Raw genomic sequence first — 14631 nt, forward strand, 5'->3', positions numbered from 1 at the left:
CCGATGAACGAAACAGCCGCAATCCGCGCGGATGACGAGCCGGTCCAGGTCCGCCCCTCGCGCGAGAGCGATGTCGAGGCGATGCTGGCGATCTACCGCCATCATGTCCGCAACGGCGTGCCGCGCGATGTCGAGGGAACCGGCGCGCCGGAGCCGGACGATCTGCGCGACCGGCGCAAGAACCTGAAGCAGACCCGCCTGCCGCATCTGGTCGCGACCTATCGCGGCGAGGTGGTCGGCTACGCCTATGCGGTGCTGTTCCGCAAGCGCCCGGCCTATCGCTACACCGCCAAGCACTCGATCTACGTCCACCACGCGCATCTCGGCCGCGGCGTCGGACGGCTATTGCTCCAGGAGCTGGTCGATGTTTGTGCGGCGGCCGGCTTCCGCCAGATGATCGGCTATATCGACGCCGACAACGCGCCCTCGCTGGCGCTGCACGAAAAGTTCGGTTTCGCGCGCGCCGGCCTGCTCTGCGGCGTCGCCTACCGGCACGGCCGCTGGTCCGACACCGTCATGGTGCAACGCTCGCTCGGCGCGGGCGCAACCGCGCCGCCGCCGGCAACGGCACCCGGCCGGTAAGCCTTACGAGGGGAAGTCGGCCGGTCTGACGTGGATGCGATCGGCATGCAGCGACCAGTCACACAACGCCTGGTCCTTGCAAAACCGCGCCTTCGCCCGTTCCCTGGCCTCGTCCTCGTCGGCGGCGTCGATCTCGAGCGTGCCCTGGCAGACCTCGATCTGCCGGCCGTACTCCCCGAGCACGTCCTTCATGAACCTGACGACATAAGTGGACATGGGACCTCCTGCTGCCTCGGCAGCACTCTAATCCCATTTACCCGGTTTCGGGGAGGCAGATTTTGACCGGGATCAAGGCCGGCAACGGTTCCCGCCGCCGGTCCAGGCGCCGGTTCGATCCGTCTGCCGCCCCGCCTTCCCAAAGCCTCGCGGAAGGCGCGCGCGACACCGGGCGCACGGGCCGACGTCAACCATTACGTCTTGATATCGAGCAGCGACTCTGTCGTCTCGGCGTAGGCTTGAATGACCTTCGCATTGGCAATGAAGCTGTACTTCGCGGTCGCCAGTTCAACGAATTCGTTGGCGAGATCGACATTCGGCGCTGCGACCAGGCCGTCCTGGTTTGCGAAGGGAGCGCTCGGATCCGACTGTGCGATATAGCTCGGCGAAACCGCCGACACGGTCGCGACCGTACCGCCGGGCGTCGAGCCGCTCGATTGGGAGACCTGATCGACGCGCAGCGGCACATAAGCCGCGGGAAAGGTCGGAGCAATGCTCGAACTGCCCGCACCGGCCGATGTGCTCGATCCGCCTGACGCTGGCAGCGGGCCGGTCGTGTTGACGTTGGCGATATTGCTCGCGGCCACGTTCACGCGCAGGCTCGCCGCAGAAAGTCCGGACGTCGCAATCGAAAATATGCTCATGGCCTTTCATCTACAGGACAAGCAATACGCGTTCCCTCACGCAATCGATAAGATGCGCCACTTTGTATTTTCATCGCGGTAACCAATGACTGGAGCGCAATCAAACGTCGTGCGCGTCCCTACCCGGGCATCACGCCGAACGCCTGCTTGAAGCGCTCGGCGTAGCGCGGCCAGACCTCGGGATTGATGATGCGCGGCGGGCGCTTGCCATCGAGCGTGTCCAGCACCTGCTCGGCGGCGATGCGGCCCATGTTCTGGCGCGCCTCGGTCGTCACGCCCGCGGTATGCGGGCTCGCCAGCACGTTGTCGAACTGGAGCAGCGGATGCTCGGGCGGCGGCGGCTCCTTGGACCAGACGTCGAGACCGGCCCCCGCAATGCGCTTGTCGCGCAGCGCCTGGAGCAGCGCGTCCTCGTCGTGGATGAAGCCGCGCGCGGTGGTGATGAAATATGCATGCGGCTGCATCAGCGCGAATTCACGCACGCTGATCATGTTGCGGCTGCCCTTGTTGAGCGGGCAGGAGATCGAGACGAAGTCGGCGCGGCGCAGCAGCTCGTCGAGCTCGACCTTCTCGCCGCCGCGCTCGGCCATCACTTCGGCGGTTAGATACGGGTCATAGGCCAGCACCTTCATGCCGAGCAGGCCCTTGCACAGCGCGGCGATGCGGCGGCCGACATTGCCGAGGCCGATGATGCCGACGGTCTTGTGCTCGACCTCGTTGCCGACGAGGTCGTTGCGGTTGACGTCGCGCTCGCGGCGCAAGCGACGGTCGGACTGGATGATGCGCTTGGACAGCGTCAGCATCATCGCCAGCGCGTGCTCGGCGACCGAATGGGCGTTGCCGCCGGACTGGTTGACGACCAGCACGCCCGCATCGGTACAGGCTTCGACGTCAACGGGATCGAAGCCCGCGCCGTTGCTGGAGACGAGCAGCAAATTCGGCGTCCGTTTCAGGAAGGCGGCATCGACATGGAAATGCGGGGCGAGCTCGTCGCGGGCCGCGCCGATCTGGTAGACACGGGCGGCCGAGACGATCGGCGCATAGAAGTCTTCGGGGCTCTCGTTCTCGATGCGGTCGAGCCGGACGTCGGGTCGCGCCTTGAGGATGTCGATATAGATCGGATTGGCCAGATATTTGACGTAGAAGACGCGCTTGTTGTTGACGGACATCAGGACCCTTCCGGCTCTCTCGAGGAGGCCCACAAGGTCAGCGCGGCGCGCGCCCGTCCATGCCTTCCTCCCAATTTCTCATTGTCGCCGCTTATGACATGGCGGTGCCGGCCACGGCAGGCCGCCTGGCGCAGATCACGGTGCCGGCCCGGACATGTTGACAATCCCGCGGCCTGCGTCAAGTTCGGCGGATCGCCGCGACGGCCAGGGCAATGGCAAAGACCAAGAAGCATGCGCGGCCCAAGGAATACGCCAAGGGAGAGCGCAATGGCGATTGCGGAACAGCAGACCTCGACGCAGGGGTCCGGCGACGGGAGCTGGCACGGCATCGTCCTGCAGACCCTGAAGCGGAACGAGATCAGCCTGATCCCTTACGTGCCTGACCGCGTGCTGACGCCGCTGATCAAGAACCTGCATGCCGATCCCTTCTTCACCACCTTCGCCACCGCCCGCGAGGAGGAAGCCGTCGGCATCGTCTCGGGCGCCTGGATGGGCGGACGGCGCGGCGCGGTGCTGATGCAGACCTCGGGCTTTGCGACGCTCGCCAACGTGCTCGCCTCGCTCGCGGTGCCCTACCAGATCCCGCTGATCATGTTCGTGTCCGAGCGCGGCACGCTCGGCGAGTTCAACTACGGCCAGTCGCTGGTCTGCCGGACCATGCGCCCGGTGCTGGATTCGCTGGCGCTGGAGCATCACACCATCACCCGGCTCGACGAGCTTGAATTCATCGCCGACCGCTCGATCAAGCAGGCGATCACCACGCAAGCGCCGGTGGCCCTGATCCTCAACCCGCTGCTCACCGGCGGCAAGGTCTTCGACAAGTGAGGCCGGCCAAATGAGTTCAAACATGAACACGCGCAACACCAAGGTGATGAACCGCTTCGATGTCACCTCGCGCCTGATCGCAAAGCTCAAGCACGAGGAAGCCGTGATCGGCGGCATCGGCAACACCAATTTCGACCTCTGGGCCGCCGGCCACCGCCCGCAGAATTTCTACATGCTCGGCAGCATGGGGCTCGCCTTCCCGATCGCGCTCGGCGTTGCGCTGGCGCAGCCGGAGCGCCGCGTCTTCGCGCTCGAAGGCGACGGCTCGCTGCTGATGCAGCTCGGCGCACTCTCGACGATCGCGATGTTGAAGCCGAAGAACCTGATCATGATCGTGATGGACAACGGCATCTACCAGATCACCGGCGCGCAGCCGACGCCGGCAGCAAGCGTGGCTGACATCGTCGGCATCGCGACCGCTTCGGGGCTCACCAACAGCGCTTGGGCCGCGGACGAGGAGGATTTCGAGCGTCTGGTCGAGGAGGCCATGTCGGCCCCCGAGCCGAGCCTGATCGCGGTCCGCATCGACGACAAGCCGGGCGTCGGCACCACCCGGCGTGACCCCGTGCAGATCCGGGAGCGATTCATGCAGGGCCTCGGCGTGCGCGAACCACTTTAACGTTTCGTCATTAACTACACGGCGATCTGATCCGCAGCCCGCGCAGGCCCTGCAAAACCGTGCTAAGCGGTGCGGATGTCCATTTATGTTCGCGCCTTTGCCTGGCTGCTCGCCGTCGCCGTGAGCTTTGCAACCCTCGGTCCGCCCGGCCTGCGCCCCCATTTCCAACCTCGGCCAGGACGGCGAGCATGCGCTCGCCTTCATCCTGGTCGGGCTGGCCTTCGGCCTCGCCTATCGGAAGCGACGCCTGGCAGCGGCGGCCGTCTCGGTCATCCTGATCGGCCTGCTCGAGCTGATGCAGTTCTGGACGCCGGGACGCCATGCACGGCTGGAGGATTTTCTGGTCGATGCCGCCACCGCCTGCGCCGGCTTCGCGCTCGCAGCCGCAGCCGATTGGGTCATGACACGCCTACGCCCCAGCGTATCCGTCACAAGCGAAGGCCCCGCGGAATGACGCTCCGCAGGGCCCGTTTTCACGGTCAGTCGATGATCTTGACGACGCGGCGCGTCCGCGGGACGCGGCGGTCGTTCACGACCGCATAGCGATATTCGGTGTAGTTCGGCACGGGACGCAGCACCACGGTCGGGGGCAGCGGCTCGCCGACCACGACGCGCTCGTGGATCACGACAGAGTCATCGCGCGGGATTCCGCCCAGGATCGCATTCGGGATTTCGAGGCCGGCGCCGACGGCCGCACCGACGGTGCCGCCGACCATCGCTCCGACCGGGCCACCGATATCGCCGCCCGCGCGTGCGCCGTTCCTCGCGCCCTCTTCGGTCGTCGACTGAGCAAAGGCCGCACTCGACGCCAGCAGGGACGCGGCAGCCAACGAAATCGCAAGACGGGTTTTCATGTGCTTATCTCTCCAGTGATTGTCATGCACTCCCAACCCGCGGGAGCGGACCATTGTTCCGGTTCCCGCGCGACGAAAGACAGGTCAAATCTGGAGAGCGTTCCTGCGTACACTTACGCAGCGGCGATCTCGTGCCCCGCCATCAGTTCCAGCGCGCGCACCATCGCCGAGTGATCCCAGCCCTTGCCGCCATGCGCGGTGCAGGATGAGAACAATTGTTGCGCCACCGCTGTGCTCGGCAGCGACAGTCCGAGCGAGCGAGCGCCTTCGAGCGCGAGATTGAGATCCTTCTGGTGCAGCTCGATGCGGAAGCCGGGATCGAAATTGCGCTTTACCATGCGCTCGCCATGCACTTCGAGAATCCGCGACGAGGCAAAGCCGCCCACCAGCGCCTTGCGCACCAGCGCCGGATCGGCCCCGGCCTTCGATGCGAACAGCAGCGCTTCACTCACCGCCTCGATCGTCAGCGCGACGATGATCTGATTGGCGACCTTCGTGGTCTGTCCGTCGCCATTGGCGCCGACATGCGTGATGTTCTTGCCCATCCTGTCGAAGATCGGCTTCATGGTGCCAAAGGCCCGCTCCGGCCCGCCGACCATGATGGTGAGGCTCGCAGCTTTCGCCCCGACCTCCCCGCCCGATACTGGCGCATCGAGATAGTCCGCACCCAGCGCCTCGATCTTCTTGGCAAACTCCTTCGTCGCCAGCGGCGAGATCGAGCTCATGTCGACGACGATCTTGCCCTTGGAGATGCCGCTCGCGACGCCGTCCTTGCCGAATAGCACGGCCTCAACATGCGGCGTATCCGGCACCATGATGATGACGGCATCCGCCTCCTCCGCGACCTCCCTGCCCGACTTGCAGGCGATGCCGCCCGCCGCGATCAGCTCGGGCGGCACCGGCGCAACGTCGTGCAGGAGCACGCGATGGCCCGCGGCCAGAAGATGGCCGGCCATCGGCCGTCCCATGGTGCCAAGTCCGATAAAGCCGATGTCGATCATGTCAAATCATTCCTCTTTGTTCAGGCTAAGTCGATCCGCGGGCTCGGTGCACCTCTCCCGCTTGCGGGAGAGGTCGGCGCGAAGCGCCGGGTGAGGGTTCTGTCCGCATCGGGATTATCGACGCATCTCACGGGCCCCGTTGCGGAGGCACCCTCACCCCAGCCCTCCCCCGCAAGCGGGAGAGGGAGCGCACCGTGACCGTGGCTATGACTACGTCTCGAAGGTCTGCGCCGCGTGCCAGGACAGGCCTTCCAGCGTCGTGGTGCGCGGCTTGTATTCGCAGCCGATCCAGCCGCGATAGCCGATCGCGTCGAGGTGGCGGAACAGGAAGGGGTAGTTGATCTCGCCGGTGCCCGGCTCGTGACGGCCGGGATTGTCGGCGAGCTGGACGTGGGCGATCTGGGGGAGATATTCCTGCATGGTGCGGGCGAGATCGCCCTCCATGATCTGCATGTGGTAGATGTCGTACTGGATGAACAAATTGTTCGACCGCACCTCGGAGATGAGCTGCACCGCCTGCTCGGTGCCGTTGAGATGGAAGCCGGGAATGTCGAGCGTGTTGATCGGCTCGACCAGCAGCCTGATGTTCTCCCGCGCCAGCGTCGAGGCGGCAAAGCGCAAATTGCCGACGAGGGTCTCGTTGAGTTCGCGCGGATCGGCATCGGCGGGCGCGATGCCGACGAGACAGTTGAGCTGCTCGCAATCGAGCGCCTTGGCATAATCGATGGCGCGGAACACGCTGTCGCGGAATTCGGCGGTGCGGTCTGGCAGGATCGCGATGCCGCGCTCGCCCCCGGCCCAATTGCCGGCCGGTAGATTGTGCAGCACCTGCGTCAACCCGTGGGCCTCGAGCTGCTCTCGGAGCTGCGCCTTGTCGAAATCATAGGGGAAGAGATACTCGACCCCGGCAAAGCCCGCCGCTTTCGCCGCGGCGAAGCGGTCGAGGAACGGCATCTCGTTGAAGAGCATGGTGAGGTTGGCGGCAAACTTCGGCATGATGCTGTCCCCTATTCCGCCGGCTGAAGCACGCCGGGCCGCTTGGTCCCGACCTCGTCGAGGGCCAGGTCCAGCACCTCCTCGAACTCGACGATGTTGTCGATCTCCGTCCCCATCGCGATGTTGGTGACGCGTTCGAGGATGAACTCGACCACCACGGGCACGCGGTGCTTCGCCATCAGCTCGCGCGCCGTCGCAAACGCGGCCTGCGAGTCCTTGGGATCGGTGACGCGGATCGCCTTGCAGCCGAGGCCTTCGGCGACGGCGACATGGTCGACACCGTAGCCGCCGAGCTCGGGCGCGTTGATGTTCTCGAACGAGAGCTGGACGTGGTAGTCCATGTCGAAGCCGCGCTGGGCCTGGCGGATCAGGCCGAGATAGGAATTGTTCACGACGACGTGGATGTAGGGCAGGTTGAACTGCGCCCCGACCGCGAGCTCCTCGATCAGGAACTGGAAATCGTAATCGCCTGACAGCGCGACGATGTCGCGATCCGGGCAGGCCGCGCGCACGCCGAGCGCCGCGGGCAGCGTCCAGCCCAGCGGCCCCGCCTGCCCCGCATTGATCCAGTTGCGCGGCTTGTAGACGCCGAGGAACTGCGCACCCGCGATCTGCGACAGGCCGATCACGGTGACATAGGTGGTGTCGCGGCCGAACGCCTTGTTCATCTCCTCGTAGACGCGCTGCGGCTTGATCGGGACGTTGTCGAAATGGCTCTTGCGCAGCATCGAGCGCTTGCGATCGCGGCAGGCCGCGGGCCACGCCTGGCGCTCGCGAAGCCTGCCTGACCGACGCCACTCCCTGGCGACGGTGACGAAAAGCTCGAGCGCGGCCTTGGCGTCCGAGACGATGCCGAGATCGGGATTGAACACCCGCCCGATCTGCGTCGGCTCGATGTCGACATGCACGAAGGTGCGGCCCTTGGTGTAGGTCTCGACCGAGCCGGTGTGGCGGTTGGCCCAGCGGTTGCCGATGCCGAGCACGAAATCGGATTCGAGCATCGTGGCGTTGCCGTAGCGGTGACTGGTCTGAAGGCCGACCATGCCGGCCATCAGCACGTGATCGTCGGGGATCGCTCCCCACCCCATCAGCGTCGGCACGACCGGCACGTTGGCGATCTCGGCGAATTCGACCAGGAGGTCCGAGGCGGCCGCGTTGATGATGCCGCCGCCCGCCACGATCAGCGGCCGCTCGGCCGCGTTGAGCATCTCCAGCGCCTTCTCGACCTGCTTGCGGGTCGCGGCCGGCTTGTAAACCGGCAGCGGCTCATAGGTCTCGTCGTCGAACTCGATCTCGGCGAGCTGCACGTCGAGCGGCATGTCGATCAGCACCGGCCCCGGCCGCCCTGAGCGCATGACGTGAAACGCCTGGCTGAACACCCGCGGCACCAGCGCCGGCTCGCGCACGGTGACCGCCCATTTGGTCACGGGCTTTGCGATCGACTCGATATCGACCGCCTGAAAATCCTCCTTGTAGAGCCGCGCCCGCGGCGCCTGCCCGGTGATGCAGAGGATCGGAATCGAATCGGCGATCGCCGAATAGAGCCCGGTGATCATGTCGGTGCCGGCCGGCCCCGAGGTGCCGATGCAGACCCCGATATTGCCGGCCTTCGCCCGCGTATAGCCCTCGGCCATGTGCGAGGCGCCCTCGACATGACGCGCCAGGATATGGCGGATCGAGCCGCGCTTCTTCAACGCCGAGTAAAGCGGATTGATCGCGGCCCCTGGAACACCGAAGGCAGTCGAGATGCCTTCCTTCTCCAGAATTCGCACGGCCGCATCGATAGCTCGCATCTTCGCCATATCGGACCTCGCTCGAGTTGCGTCAGCGAGCGAGATCATCGGGCGCGCAAGGTGCGATCTCAACGAGATCGATTTTATTTTCCACGATGCGGCAGCCGTGGAAAAATCGTGGGTGTGTCAATCAGTTAGATCGAGATATCCGTGAAAGCGCTTCACTCGAACAGCGGCGCCAGCTCCATCTGCGGCACCAGCACGAGGCCCTTGTCGGTGATGCGAATTTCCGGAATGACCGATAGCGGAATCAGATTGAAGCCCATGTAGGGGATGGTGCAACCGGCTTCCGCCCATTCCTTCTTCAGCACCTTGACCTCCTCGGCCACCTCCGTGACACGCTTGTCGGACAACAGTCCCGCGATCGGCAGCGGCACCAGCGCTCTCACCTTGCCGTCGGCGACGACGCAGACAGCGCCCTGGTGCTCCTTGATCGCCGCGATCGCGACCTGCATGTCGGGTTCGTTGGTTCCGGCAACGATGATGTTGTGGCTGTCGTGCCCGACGCTGGAGGCGACCGCACCACGCTTCAGGCCGAAATCCTTGAGCAGGCCATAAGCAACGTTGCCGGCCGATTTGCCGTGGCGCTCGACCACGGTGACGAAGCACAGGCCGTAGCGTGCGAACAGCGTCGGCCAGTCCTTGGCCGGCTCGATTGCGACTTTCTCGTGGATCAGCGTGATGCCCGGCAGCGCGGTCTTGATGGCGTTGACGGTGCAGGCTTTCGCCGGCAGCTCCGGCGTCAGCTTGACCTTCTCCGGGAGCTTCACGGTCGCATAGGCCGCCTTCGGATATTGATAGCGCTGCGACAGCGCCTGATCGAGCCGAGGCGTGATCTTGCCGTGCTCGACCACAAGCTCGCCGCCATACCAGGTGCATTGCGGCTTGAGCTGATCGTCCATCAGCACGAGATCGGCGCGGCGGCCGCCACCGAGCCCGCCGATATCGCCCTCCATGCCGAAGCGGGTGGCGCCGTGCAGCGAGCCCATCGACCAGGCCTGTTCGGGCGACATGCCCGCCTTCACCGCCTCGCGCACCACCCAGTCGAGGCCGAACAGCAGGAGATCGTCGGCGTCGCGGTCGTCGGTGCACACGGCGGTGCGCTTGTGCGAGGCCCCGAGCTCGGTGATCGTCCGGATCGCCTGCGGCAGCGAGTGCCAGGGCGTGGTCGGCGGGCCACCGCGCAGGAACACCCAGACGCCGGCGTCGAGCAGATCGTCGGCGATGTCGCGGTCGATCGCCTCATGGGTGTCGGTGACGCCGCTCGCCGCATAGGCCGCGACGAACTCGCGGCCATAGACGTGGCCGGACACCGGGCGTCCGCGCTTCAAGGCGGCGGCGAGGATGGCGTGGCTCCGCTCGTCGCCCATGGTCACCGGCATGAAATCCATCTTCTCGCCGAGCGCCACCGCCTCGGGCCAACGGTCGAACAGGCCGGCGATCTTGTCCGGCGTGAGGTCGCCGCCCGCCGTCTCAAGCTCCGCCGACGTGGCCGGGACGGTCGACGGCACCGTCAAAAAGATCGAGAGCGGCGCCTGCCGCGCGTCCTCCAGCATCGCCTCGACGCCGGCGACGTCCATGACGTTGCCGATCTCGTGGCTGTCGCAGAAGATCGTGGTGGTCCCGTTCAGCAGTGCGGCCTCGGCATAGGCGCAGGCTGTGACCATCGAGGATTCGATGTGGATATGCGGATCGACCAGCCCCGGCGCGATGATGCCGCCGGCCGCGTCGTAGAGGGCAACGCCGCTCCACGCCTTCCTGGCCGTTCCAGCCGGCTTGACCGCGGCGACACGGCCGCCCGTGATCCAGACCTCGCGGTTCGCGTGGATACGCTCCGAATAGGTCGAAAGCACCCGGGCGCCCGTGACCACGAGATCCGGCGCGACGCGCGCGGAGGCGACATCGGCCAGACGCCGGGTCATCGAATGCAGTGGTGCGACGGCGAAGCGGGTAAGTCTGGTCATCGGGACCCTCGCATGGCGTTACGGCCCAGCGATGGTTACGCCCCGCGCCATGGCGGGCAAGCGCAAATATAACGGCAGGCCCTGCTTACGCCTTAGGCGCCGAGCCGCCCGCCGCCGCCCTTGCAGGCCTGCGCGGGTTCCGCCTTCTCGGCGGCGCTGCGGCGGCGGGCTTGACCCGAATCCGCATCGAGCGGCCCTTTGACTCGTCGATCTCGAATGAGTTGGTCTTGCGCACGAGGTCGCTCAGCTTGCGGAACCCAAACGTCCTCGGATCGAAATCGGACGCCAGATTGGCGAGCTGCCGTCCGACTTCCCCGAGCGCGACCCAGCCGTCCTCGCTCTCCATCTGGGTGATGACCTTCTTGATGATGGGGGTCGCTGCATCAGGCGGCTGAAGCGACGTCGATCTTGCGGCGGCGTCCTGGTTGGTCGTCGGGGCGGCAAGCAGGTTCTCGGTGTAGACGAACCTTCGGCAGGCCTGCCTGAAGCTTTCCGGCGTCTTCTGCTCGCCGAACCCGAAGACGTCGACGCCCTGTTCCCGGATGCGGGCGGCCAGACGGGTAAAGTCGCTGTCGGATGACACCAGGCAGAAGCCGTCGAACCGGCCGCTGTGGAGCAGGTCCATGGCGTCGATGACCAGGGTGATGTCGGACGCATTCTTTCCCGTCGTATAGGCGAATTGCTGCTGCGGGATGATGGCGTGCTTCGACAGAATATCAGCCCACCCCTTGGACCGCGAGCTGGAGAAGTCGCCATAGATGCGGCGAACGCTGGCCTCGCCGATCTTGGCAATCTCCTCGAACAGGCCATCCGCAATCTTTGCGGAGGCGTTGTCGGCATCGATCAGGACGGCGAGACGGGGCGAGCGAAGTTCCGACGGCATGGCGTTTCCTCAACGAGCTGGACGCAGCATTCAAGGACGCGCGCGCCGGGACGGCTAGTCCTCATTCGCCTTGAAGCGCCCCATCCCCTTCAGCACGAACGGGGCCAGCAACGCAACCAGCGCGATGACGAGCAGCGTCGCCGAGATCGGACTCTGGAGCAGCGTCATGGGATCGCCGAGGCTGATCGCAAGCGCTCTGCGCAACTGGCTCTCGGCGATCGGGCCGAGGATCAGGCCGACAACGACCGGCGCGATCGGAAAATCGAACCGGCGCATCAGGAAGCCGAGCACGCCGAAGCCGGCCAGCATCGACAATTCGACCACCGACGGCTTGGCCGCGATGGTGCCCATGGTCGCGAAGACGAGGATGCCGGCATAGAGCCATGGCTGCGGGATCGCGAGCAGCCGCACCCACAGCCCGACCAGCGGCAGGTTGAGCACCAGCAGCATGCAATTGGCGATGAAGAGGCTCGCGATCAGGCCCCACACGAGGTCAGGCCGCTCGGCGAGCAGCAGCGGCCCCGGATTGAGGCCGTATTGCTGGAAGCCCGCCAGCATCATCGCGGCCGTCGCCGAGGTCGGCAATCCCAGCGTCAAGAGCGGCACCAGCGTGCCGGCGGCGGAGGCATTGTTGGCGGCCTCCGGTCCCGCGACGCCCTCGATCGCACCCTTGCCGAATTCTTCGGGATATTTGGTCAGCCGTTTCTCGGTCGAATAGGACAGGAATGTCGGGATCTCCGCGCCGCCCGCCGGCAGCGCGCCGATCGGGAAGCCGAACATGGTGCCGCGCAGCCACGGCTTCCACGACCGCTTCCAGTCTTCCTTCGTCATCCACAGCGAGCCGCGCACCGGCTCGAGCTTCTCCTCGGTGTGGTGGCGGCGCGATGCGACGTAGAGCGCCTCGCCCACCGCGAACAAACCGACCGCAAGCGTCGTCACCTCGACGCCGTCGAGCAGTTCGGGGACGCCGAACGCCAGCCGCGCCTGACCGGTCAGCTTGTCGATGCCGACGAGGCCCAGCGTCAGGCCGATGAACAGGCTGGTGAGGCCGCGGATCGGGGAATCGCCGAAGGTCGCCGACACCGTGACGAAGGCGACGCACATCAGCGCGAAATAGTCCTCGGGGCCGAAGCGCACGGCGAAATCGACCAGCCACGGCGCGAGAAAGGCGAGCCCGATGGTGGCGATGGTGCCGGCGACAAAGGAGCCGATCGCGGAGGTCGCGAGCGCCGGCCCGCCGCGGCCGGCCTTGGCCATCTTGTTGCCCTCGAGCGCGGTCGCCATCGAGGCGCTCTCGCCCGGCGTGTTGATCAGGATCGCGGTGGTCGAGCCGCCATACATGCCGCCATAATAGATGCCGGCAAACATGATCAGCGAGCCGCCGGGATCGAGCTTGTACGTGACCGGCAAGAGCAGCGCGACCGTCAATGCCGGGCCGATGCCGGGCAGCACGCCGACGGCGGTGCCCAGGAATACGCCGATCAGCGCATAGAGCAGATTCATCGGCTGGACGGCGACCGCCATGCCGTGCGCCAGCGCGGCGAAGGTGTCCATCACAGCAGTCGCTCCAGGGGGCCAGCGGGAAGGCTCAGCGTCAACAGCCGGTCGAACGCGAGATAGATGAGGGTCGACATCACGAGCGCGATGACGGAATCGACAAGGACGGCACGGCGTCCGAACGCCGCCGACGTCGTGACGAACAGCGCCGACGTCGCCAGGATGAAGCCGCCGCCGAAGCCGATGATGGCGATCAGCAGCGCAAGGCCGACGAGGATCAAGACCACAGGCACGGGATCGGCGCTCTCGCGCGCCGGCAGGTTCCCGCGCAGCGCGTCGACGAGATTGCCGATCGCGAGCAGCGCGAGGCCAGTGGCGATCACGACCGGCATCGCCTCCGGCCCCATCCCGTACATCGCGGTGGATTGCAGGCCGCGCGCGTCCCAGACCAGCACCCCGGCAAGACCTGCGAGCAATGCTGCGATGACGATGCCGGCGCGATCGACGCGCCGCGGCGGCTGGGCGGGATCGCCTGAGGTCATGACTTGACCAGGCCGACCGACCTCAGCACGTCGGTGACGCGCACCGTTTCCTTCTTCAGGAAGTCGGCGAAAGCGTCGCCGCCGAGATAGGCGTCCTCCCAGCCCTTCTGATTGAGGATGTCCTTCCAGGCGTCCGACTTCACCATCTTCTCGACCGCATCGCCTAGGGTTTTGCGCTGCTCCGCGGTGATGCCGGGAGGCGCGACCACCGAGCGCCAGTTGGCGATCACGAGGTCGATGCCCTGCTCCTTGAAGGTCGGGATGTCGCTGCCCGCGATGCGCTTCTCCGAGGTCACGCCGATTGCGCGCAGCTTGCCGGATTTGATCTGCCCTTCATATTCGCTCATCCCCGAAATGCCCGCGGTGACCTTGCCGCCGAGGATCGCCGCCAGAGACTCGCCGCCGCCGGAGAACGGGATGTAGTTGATCTTCTTCGCATCGGCGCCGACGGCGCCGGCGAACAGTGCCGCCATGACATGGTCGACGCCGCCGGCCGAGCCGCCGGCGAAGGTCACCTTGGCGATATCGGCCTTCACCGCAGCGGCGAGATCCTGCGCCGTCTTGATCGGCGAATTCGCGGGCACCACGATCACCTGGATTTCCTCGGTGAGGCGCGCGATCGGCGTCACTTGCTCGAGCGTCACCGGCGACTTGTTCATGGCGAGCGCGCCGACCATGACGAAGCCGTTGACCATCAGCTGGTTGCCGTCGCCCTTGGCGCCGTTGACGAACTGCGCGATGCCGACGCTGCCGCCGGCGCCAGGAACGTTGGTGACCTGCACGCTGCGCGCGACGCCCGCGGCGACAAGCGCCTGCTGCATCGAGCGCGCGGTCTGGTCCCAGCCCCCGCCCGGTGCCGCCGGCGCCATCAGCTTGAGCTCGAGCTGCTGGGCAAGGCTCGGCGTGGCTGCCGCAAGGGTCAGCGCAACGGCTGCGCCGACAAGGCGCGCGGGAAATCGAAACATGAGGGCATTCTCCAGGCTCGTGCGGACGTTGCTGATCAGCTGCCGCATTGTGTCGTTTGGTCGCATATCAGCCAAAACGGC

General features: G+C 66.0%; 15 protein-coding genes and 1 pseudogene. 4 read left to right on the forward strand and 12 right to left on the reverse strand.

Going from position 1 to position 14631, the window contains the following annotated elements:
* Window positions 1-3: 3 nt before the first annotated feature.
* Window positions 4-582, forward strand: a complete 579-nt coding sequence (locus tag ACFLEY_RS30520) for a GNAT family N-acetyltransferase (RefSeq protein WP_028172196.1) — start codon at window positions 4-6, stop codon at window positions 580-582.
* Window positions 583-585: 3 nt separating this feature from the next.
* Here the strand turns inward: ACFLEY_RS30520 and ACFLEY_RS30525 are convergent, their stop codons facing one another.
* The 3 genes from ACFLEY_RS30525 to ACFLEY_RS30535 form a co-directional block, all read right to left on the reverse strand.
* Window positions 586-798, reverse strand: a complete 213-nt coding sequence (locus ACFLEY_RS30525; protein WP_028172197.1) for a hypothetical protein — start codon at window positions 796-798, stop codon at window positions 586-588.
* Window positions 799-992: 194 nt separating this feature from the next.
* Complete coding sequence (locus tag ACFLEY_RS30530) at window positions 993-1442, reverse strand: flagellar basal body rod protein FlgC (RefSeq protein WP_211433543.1); 450 nt, start codon at window positions 1440-1442, stop codon at window positions 993-995.
* Window positions 1443-1561: 119 nt separating this feature from the next.
* Window positions 1562-2611, reverse strand: coding sequence for a hydroxyacid dehydrogenase (locus ACFLEY_RS30535; protein ID WP_060911238.1), 1050 nt, complete (start codon window positions 2609-2611; stop codon window positions 1562-1564).
* A gap of 267 nt (window positions 2612-2878) precedes the next feature.
* Between ACFLEY_RS30535 and ACFLEY_RS30540 the strand changes: the two genes are divergently transcribed.
* The 3 genes and pseudogenes from ACFLEY_RS30540 to ACFLEY_RS30550 all read left to right on the forward strand — a co-directional run bounded on the left by ACFLEY_RS30540 (window position 2879) and on the right by ACFLEY_RS30550 (window position 4509).
* Window positions 2879-3436 carry a thiamine pyrophosphate-binding protein gene (locus tag ACFLEY_RS30540; RefSeq protein ID WP_028172200.1) on the forward strand — a complete coding sequence of 186 codons (558 nt, stop codon included), beginning with the start codon at window positions 2879-2881 and terminating at the stop codon, window positions 3434-3436.
* Between the two features lie 10 nt (window positions 3437-3446).
* A complete protein-coding gene (locus ACFLEY_RS30545) occupies window positions 3447-4055 on the forward strand; it encodes a thiamine pyrophosphate-dependent enzyme (protein ID WP_060911237.1) in 609 nt (202 codons plus the stop codon).
* Window positions 4056-4130: 75 nt separating this feature from the next.
* A pseudogene (locus ACFLEY_RS30550) lies at window positions 4131-4509 on the forward strand (VanZ family protein).
* 25 nt (window positions 4510-4534) lie between these two features.
* On the opposite strand, the gene ACFLEY_RS30555 reads toward ACFLEY_RS30550, so the two are convergent.
* The 9 genes from ACFLEY_RS30555 to ACFLEY_RS30595 form a co-directional block, all read right to left on the reverse strand.
* Window positions 4535-4909, reverse strand: coding sequence for a DUF1236 domain-containing protein (locus tag ACFLEY_RS30555; protein WP_060911236.1), 375 nt, complete (start codon window positions 4907-4909; stop codon window positions 4535-4537).
* A gap of 113 nt (window positions 4910-5022) precedes the next feature.
* On the reverse strand, window positions 5023-5910 hold the full coding sequence (locus tag ACFLEY_RS30560) for a 2-hydroxy-3-oxopropionate reductase (RefSeq protein ID WP_396604281.1): 888 nt from the start codon (window positions 5908-5910) through the stop codon (window positions 5023-5025).
* Window positions 5911-6120: 210 nt separating this feature from the next.
* Window positions 6121-6906 carry a hydroxypyruvate isomerase gene (hyi, locus tag ACFLEY_RS30565; RefSeq protein ID WP_060911234.1) on the reverse strand — a complete coding sequence of 262 codons (786 nt, stop codon included), beginning with the start codon at window positions 6904-6906 and terminating at the stop codon, window positions 6121-6123.
* Window positions 6907-6917: 11 nt separating this feature from the next.
* The gene (gene gcl / locus ACFLEY_RS30570; RefSeq protein ID WP_211433545.1) at window positions 6918-8708 is read right to left on the reverse strand and encodes a glyoxylate carboligase; all 1791 of its coding nucleotides are present in this window, start codon (window positions 8706-8708) and stop codon (window positions 6918-6920) included.
* A gap of 152 nt (window positions 8709-8860) precedes the next feature.
* Window positions 8861-10663 (reverse strand): adenine deaminase C-terminal domain-containing protein, encoded by a 1803-nt coding sequence (locus ACFLEY_RS30575; protein ID WP_396604282.1) that lies wholly within the window; start codon window positions 10661-10663, stop codon window positions 8861-8863.
* Window positions 10664-10748: 85 nt separating this feature from the next.
* Window positions 10749-11546 (reverse strand): NYN domain-containing protein, encoded by a 798-nt coding sequence (locus ACFLEY_RS30580; protein ID WP_060911232.1) that lies wholly within the window; start codon window positions 11544-11546, stop codon window positions 10749-10751.
* A 54-nt stretch (window positions 11547-11600) separates the two neighbouring features.
* Complete coding sequence (locus ACFLEY_RS30585) at window positions 11601-13100, reverse strand: tripartite tricarboxylate transporter permease (RefSeq protein ID WP_060911231.1); 1500 nt, start codon at window positions 13098-13100, stop codon at window positions 11601-11603.
* Entirely contained in the window at window positions 13100-13585 is a 486-nt protein-coding gene (locus ACFLEY_RS30590; RefSeq protein ID WP_028172210.1) for a tripartite tricarboxylate transporter TctB family protein, read from the reverse strand. The genes ACFLEY_RS30585 and ACFLEY_RS30590 overlap by 1 nt, the downstream gene beginning before the upstream one ends.
* Window positions 13582-14550, reverse strand: a complete 969-nt coding sequence (locus ACFLEY_RS30595) for a tripartite tricarboxylate transporter substrate binding protein (RefSeq protein WP_060913000.1) — start codon at window positions 14548-14550, stop codon at window positions 13582-13584. Before ACFLEY_RS30595 ends, ACFLEY_RS30590 begins: the two co-directional genes overlap by 4 nt.
* Window positions 14551-14631: the final 81 nt, after the last annotated feature.

It is taken from the genome of Bradyrhizobium sp. YCK136 (assembly GCF_044570075.1).
Taxonomy (GTDB): domain Bacteria; phylum Pseudomonadota; class Alphaproteobacteria; order Rhizobiales; family Xanthobacteraceae; genus Bradyrhizobium; species Bradyrhizobium diazoefficiens.

What these genes read in the sequence shown, in the direction of transcription:
- ACFLEY_RS30580 (WP_060911232.1), bottom strand. Translation starts at nt 11,546, where the DNA reads ATGCCGTCGGAACTTCGCTCGCCCCGTCTCGCCGTCCTGATCGATGCC.
- ACFLEY_RS30530 (WP_211433543.1), bottom strand. Translation starts at nt 1,442, where the DNA reads ATGAGCATATTTTCGATTGCGACGTCCGGACTTTCTGCGGCGAGCCTG.
- ACFLEY_RS30560 (WP_396604281.1), bottom strand. Translation starts at nt 5,910, where the DNA reads ATGATCGACATCGGCTTTATCGGACTTGGCACCATGGGACGGCCGATG.
- ACFLEY_RS30525 (WP_028172197.1), bottom strand. Translation starts at nt 798, where the DNA reads ATGTCCACTTATGTCGTCAGGTTCATGAAGGACGTGCTCGGGGAGTAC.
- ACFLEY_RS30595 (WP_060913000.1), bottom strand. Translation starts at nt 14,550, where the DNA reads ATGTTTCGATTTCCCGCGCGCCTTGTCGGCGCAGCCGTTGCGCTGACC.
- ACFLEY_RS30555 (WP_060911236.1), bottom strand. Translation starts at nt 4,909, where the DNA reads ATGAAAACCCGTCTTGCGATTTCGTTGGCTGCCGCGTCCCTGCTGGCG.
- ACFLEY_RS30520 (WP_028172196.1), top strand. Translation starts at nt 4, where the DNA reads ATGAACGAAACAGCCGCAATCCGCGCGGATGACGAGCCGGTCCAGGTC.
- ACFLEY_RS30540 (WP_028172200.1), top strand. Translation starts at nt 2,879, where the DNA reads ATGGCGATTGCGGAACAGCAGACCTCGACGCAGGGGTCCGGCGACGGG.
- ACFLEY_RS30535 (WP_060911238.1), bottom strand. Translation starts at nt 2,611, where the DNA reads ATGTCCGTCAACAACAAGCGCGTCTTCTACGTCAAATATCTGGCCAAT.
- ACFLEY_RS30585 (WP_060911231.1), bottom strand. Translation starts at nt 13,100, where the DNA reads ATGGACACCTTCGCCGCGCTGGCGCACGGCATGGCGGTCGCCGTCCAG.
- ACFLEY_RS30590 (WP_028172210.1), bottom strand. Translation starts at nt 13,585, where the DNA reads ATGACCTCAGGCGATCCCGCCCAGCCGCCGCGGCGCGTCGATCGCGCC.
- ACFLEY_RS30545 (WP_060911237.1), top strand. Translation starts at nt 3,447, where the DNA reads ATGAGTTCAAACATGAACACGCGCAACACCAAGGTGATGAACCGCTTC.
- hyi (WP_060911234.1), bottom strand. Translation starts at nt 6,906, where the DNA reads ATGCCGAAGTTTGCCGCCAACCTCACCATGCTCTTCAACGAGATGCCG.
- ACFLEY_RS30575 (WP_396604282.1), bottom strand. Translation starts at nt 10,663, where the DNA reads ATGACCAGACTTACCCGCTTCGCCGTCGCACCACTGCATTCGATGACC.
- gcl (WP_211433545.1), bottom strand. Translation starts at nt 8,708, where the DNA reads ATGGCGAAGATGCGAGCTATCGATGCGGCCGTGCGAATTCTGGAGAAG.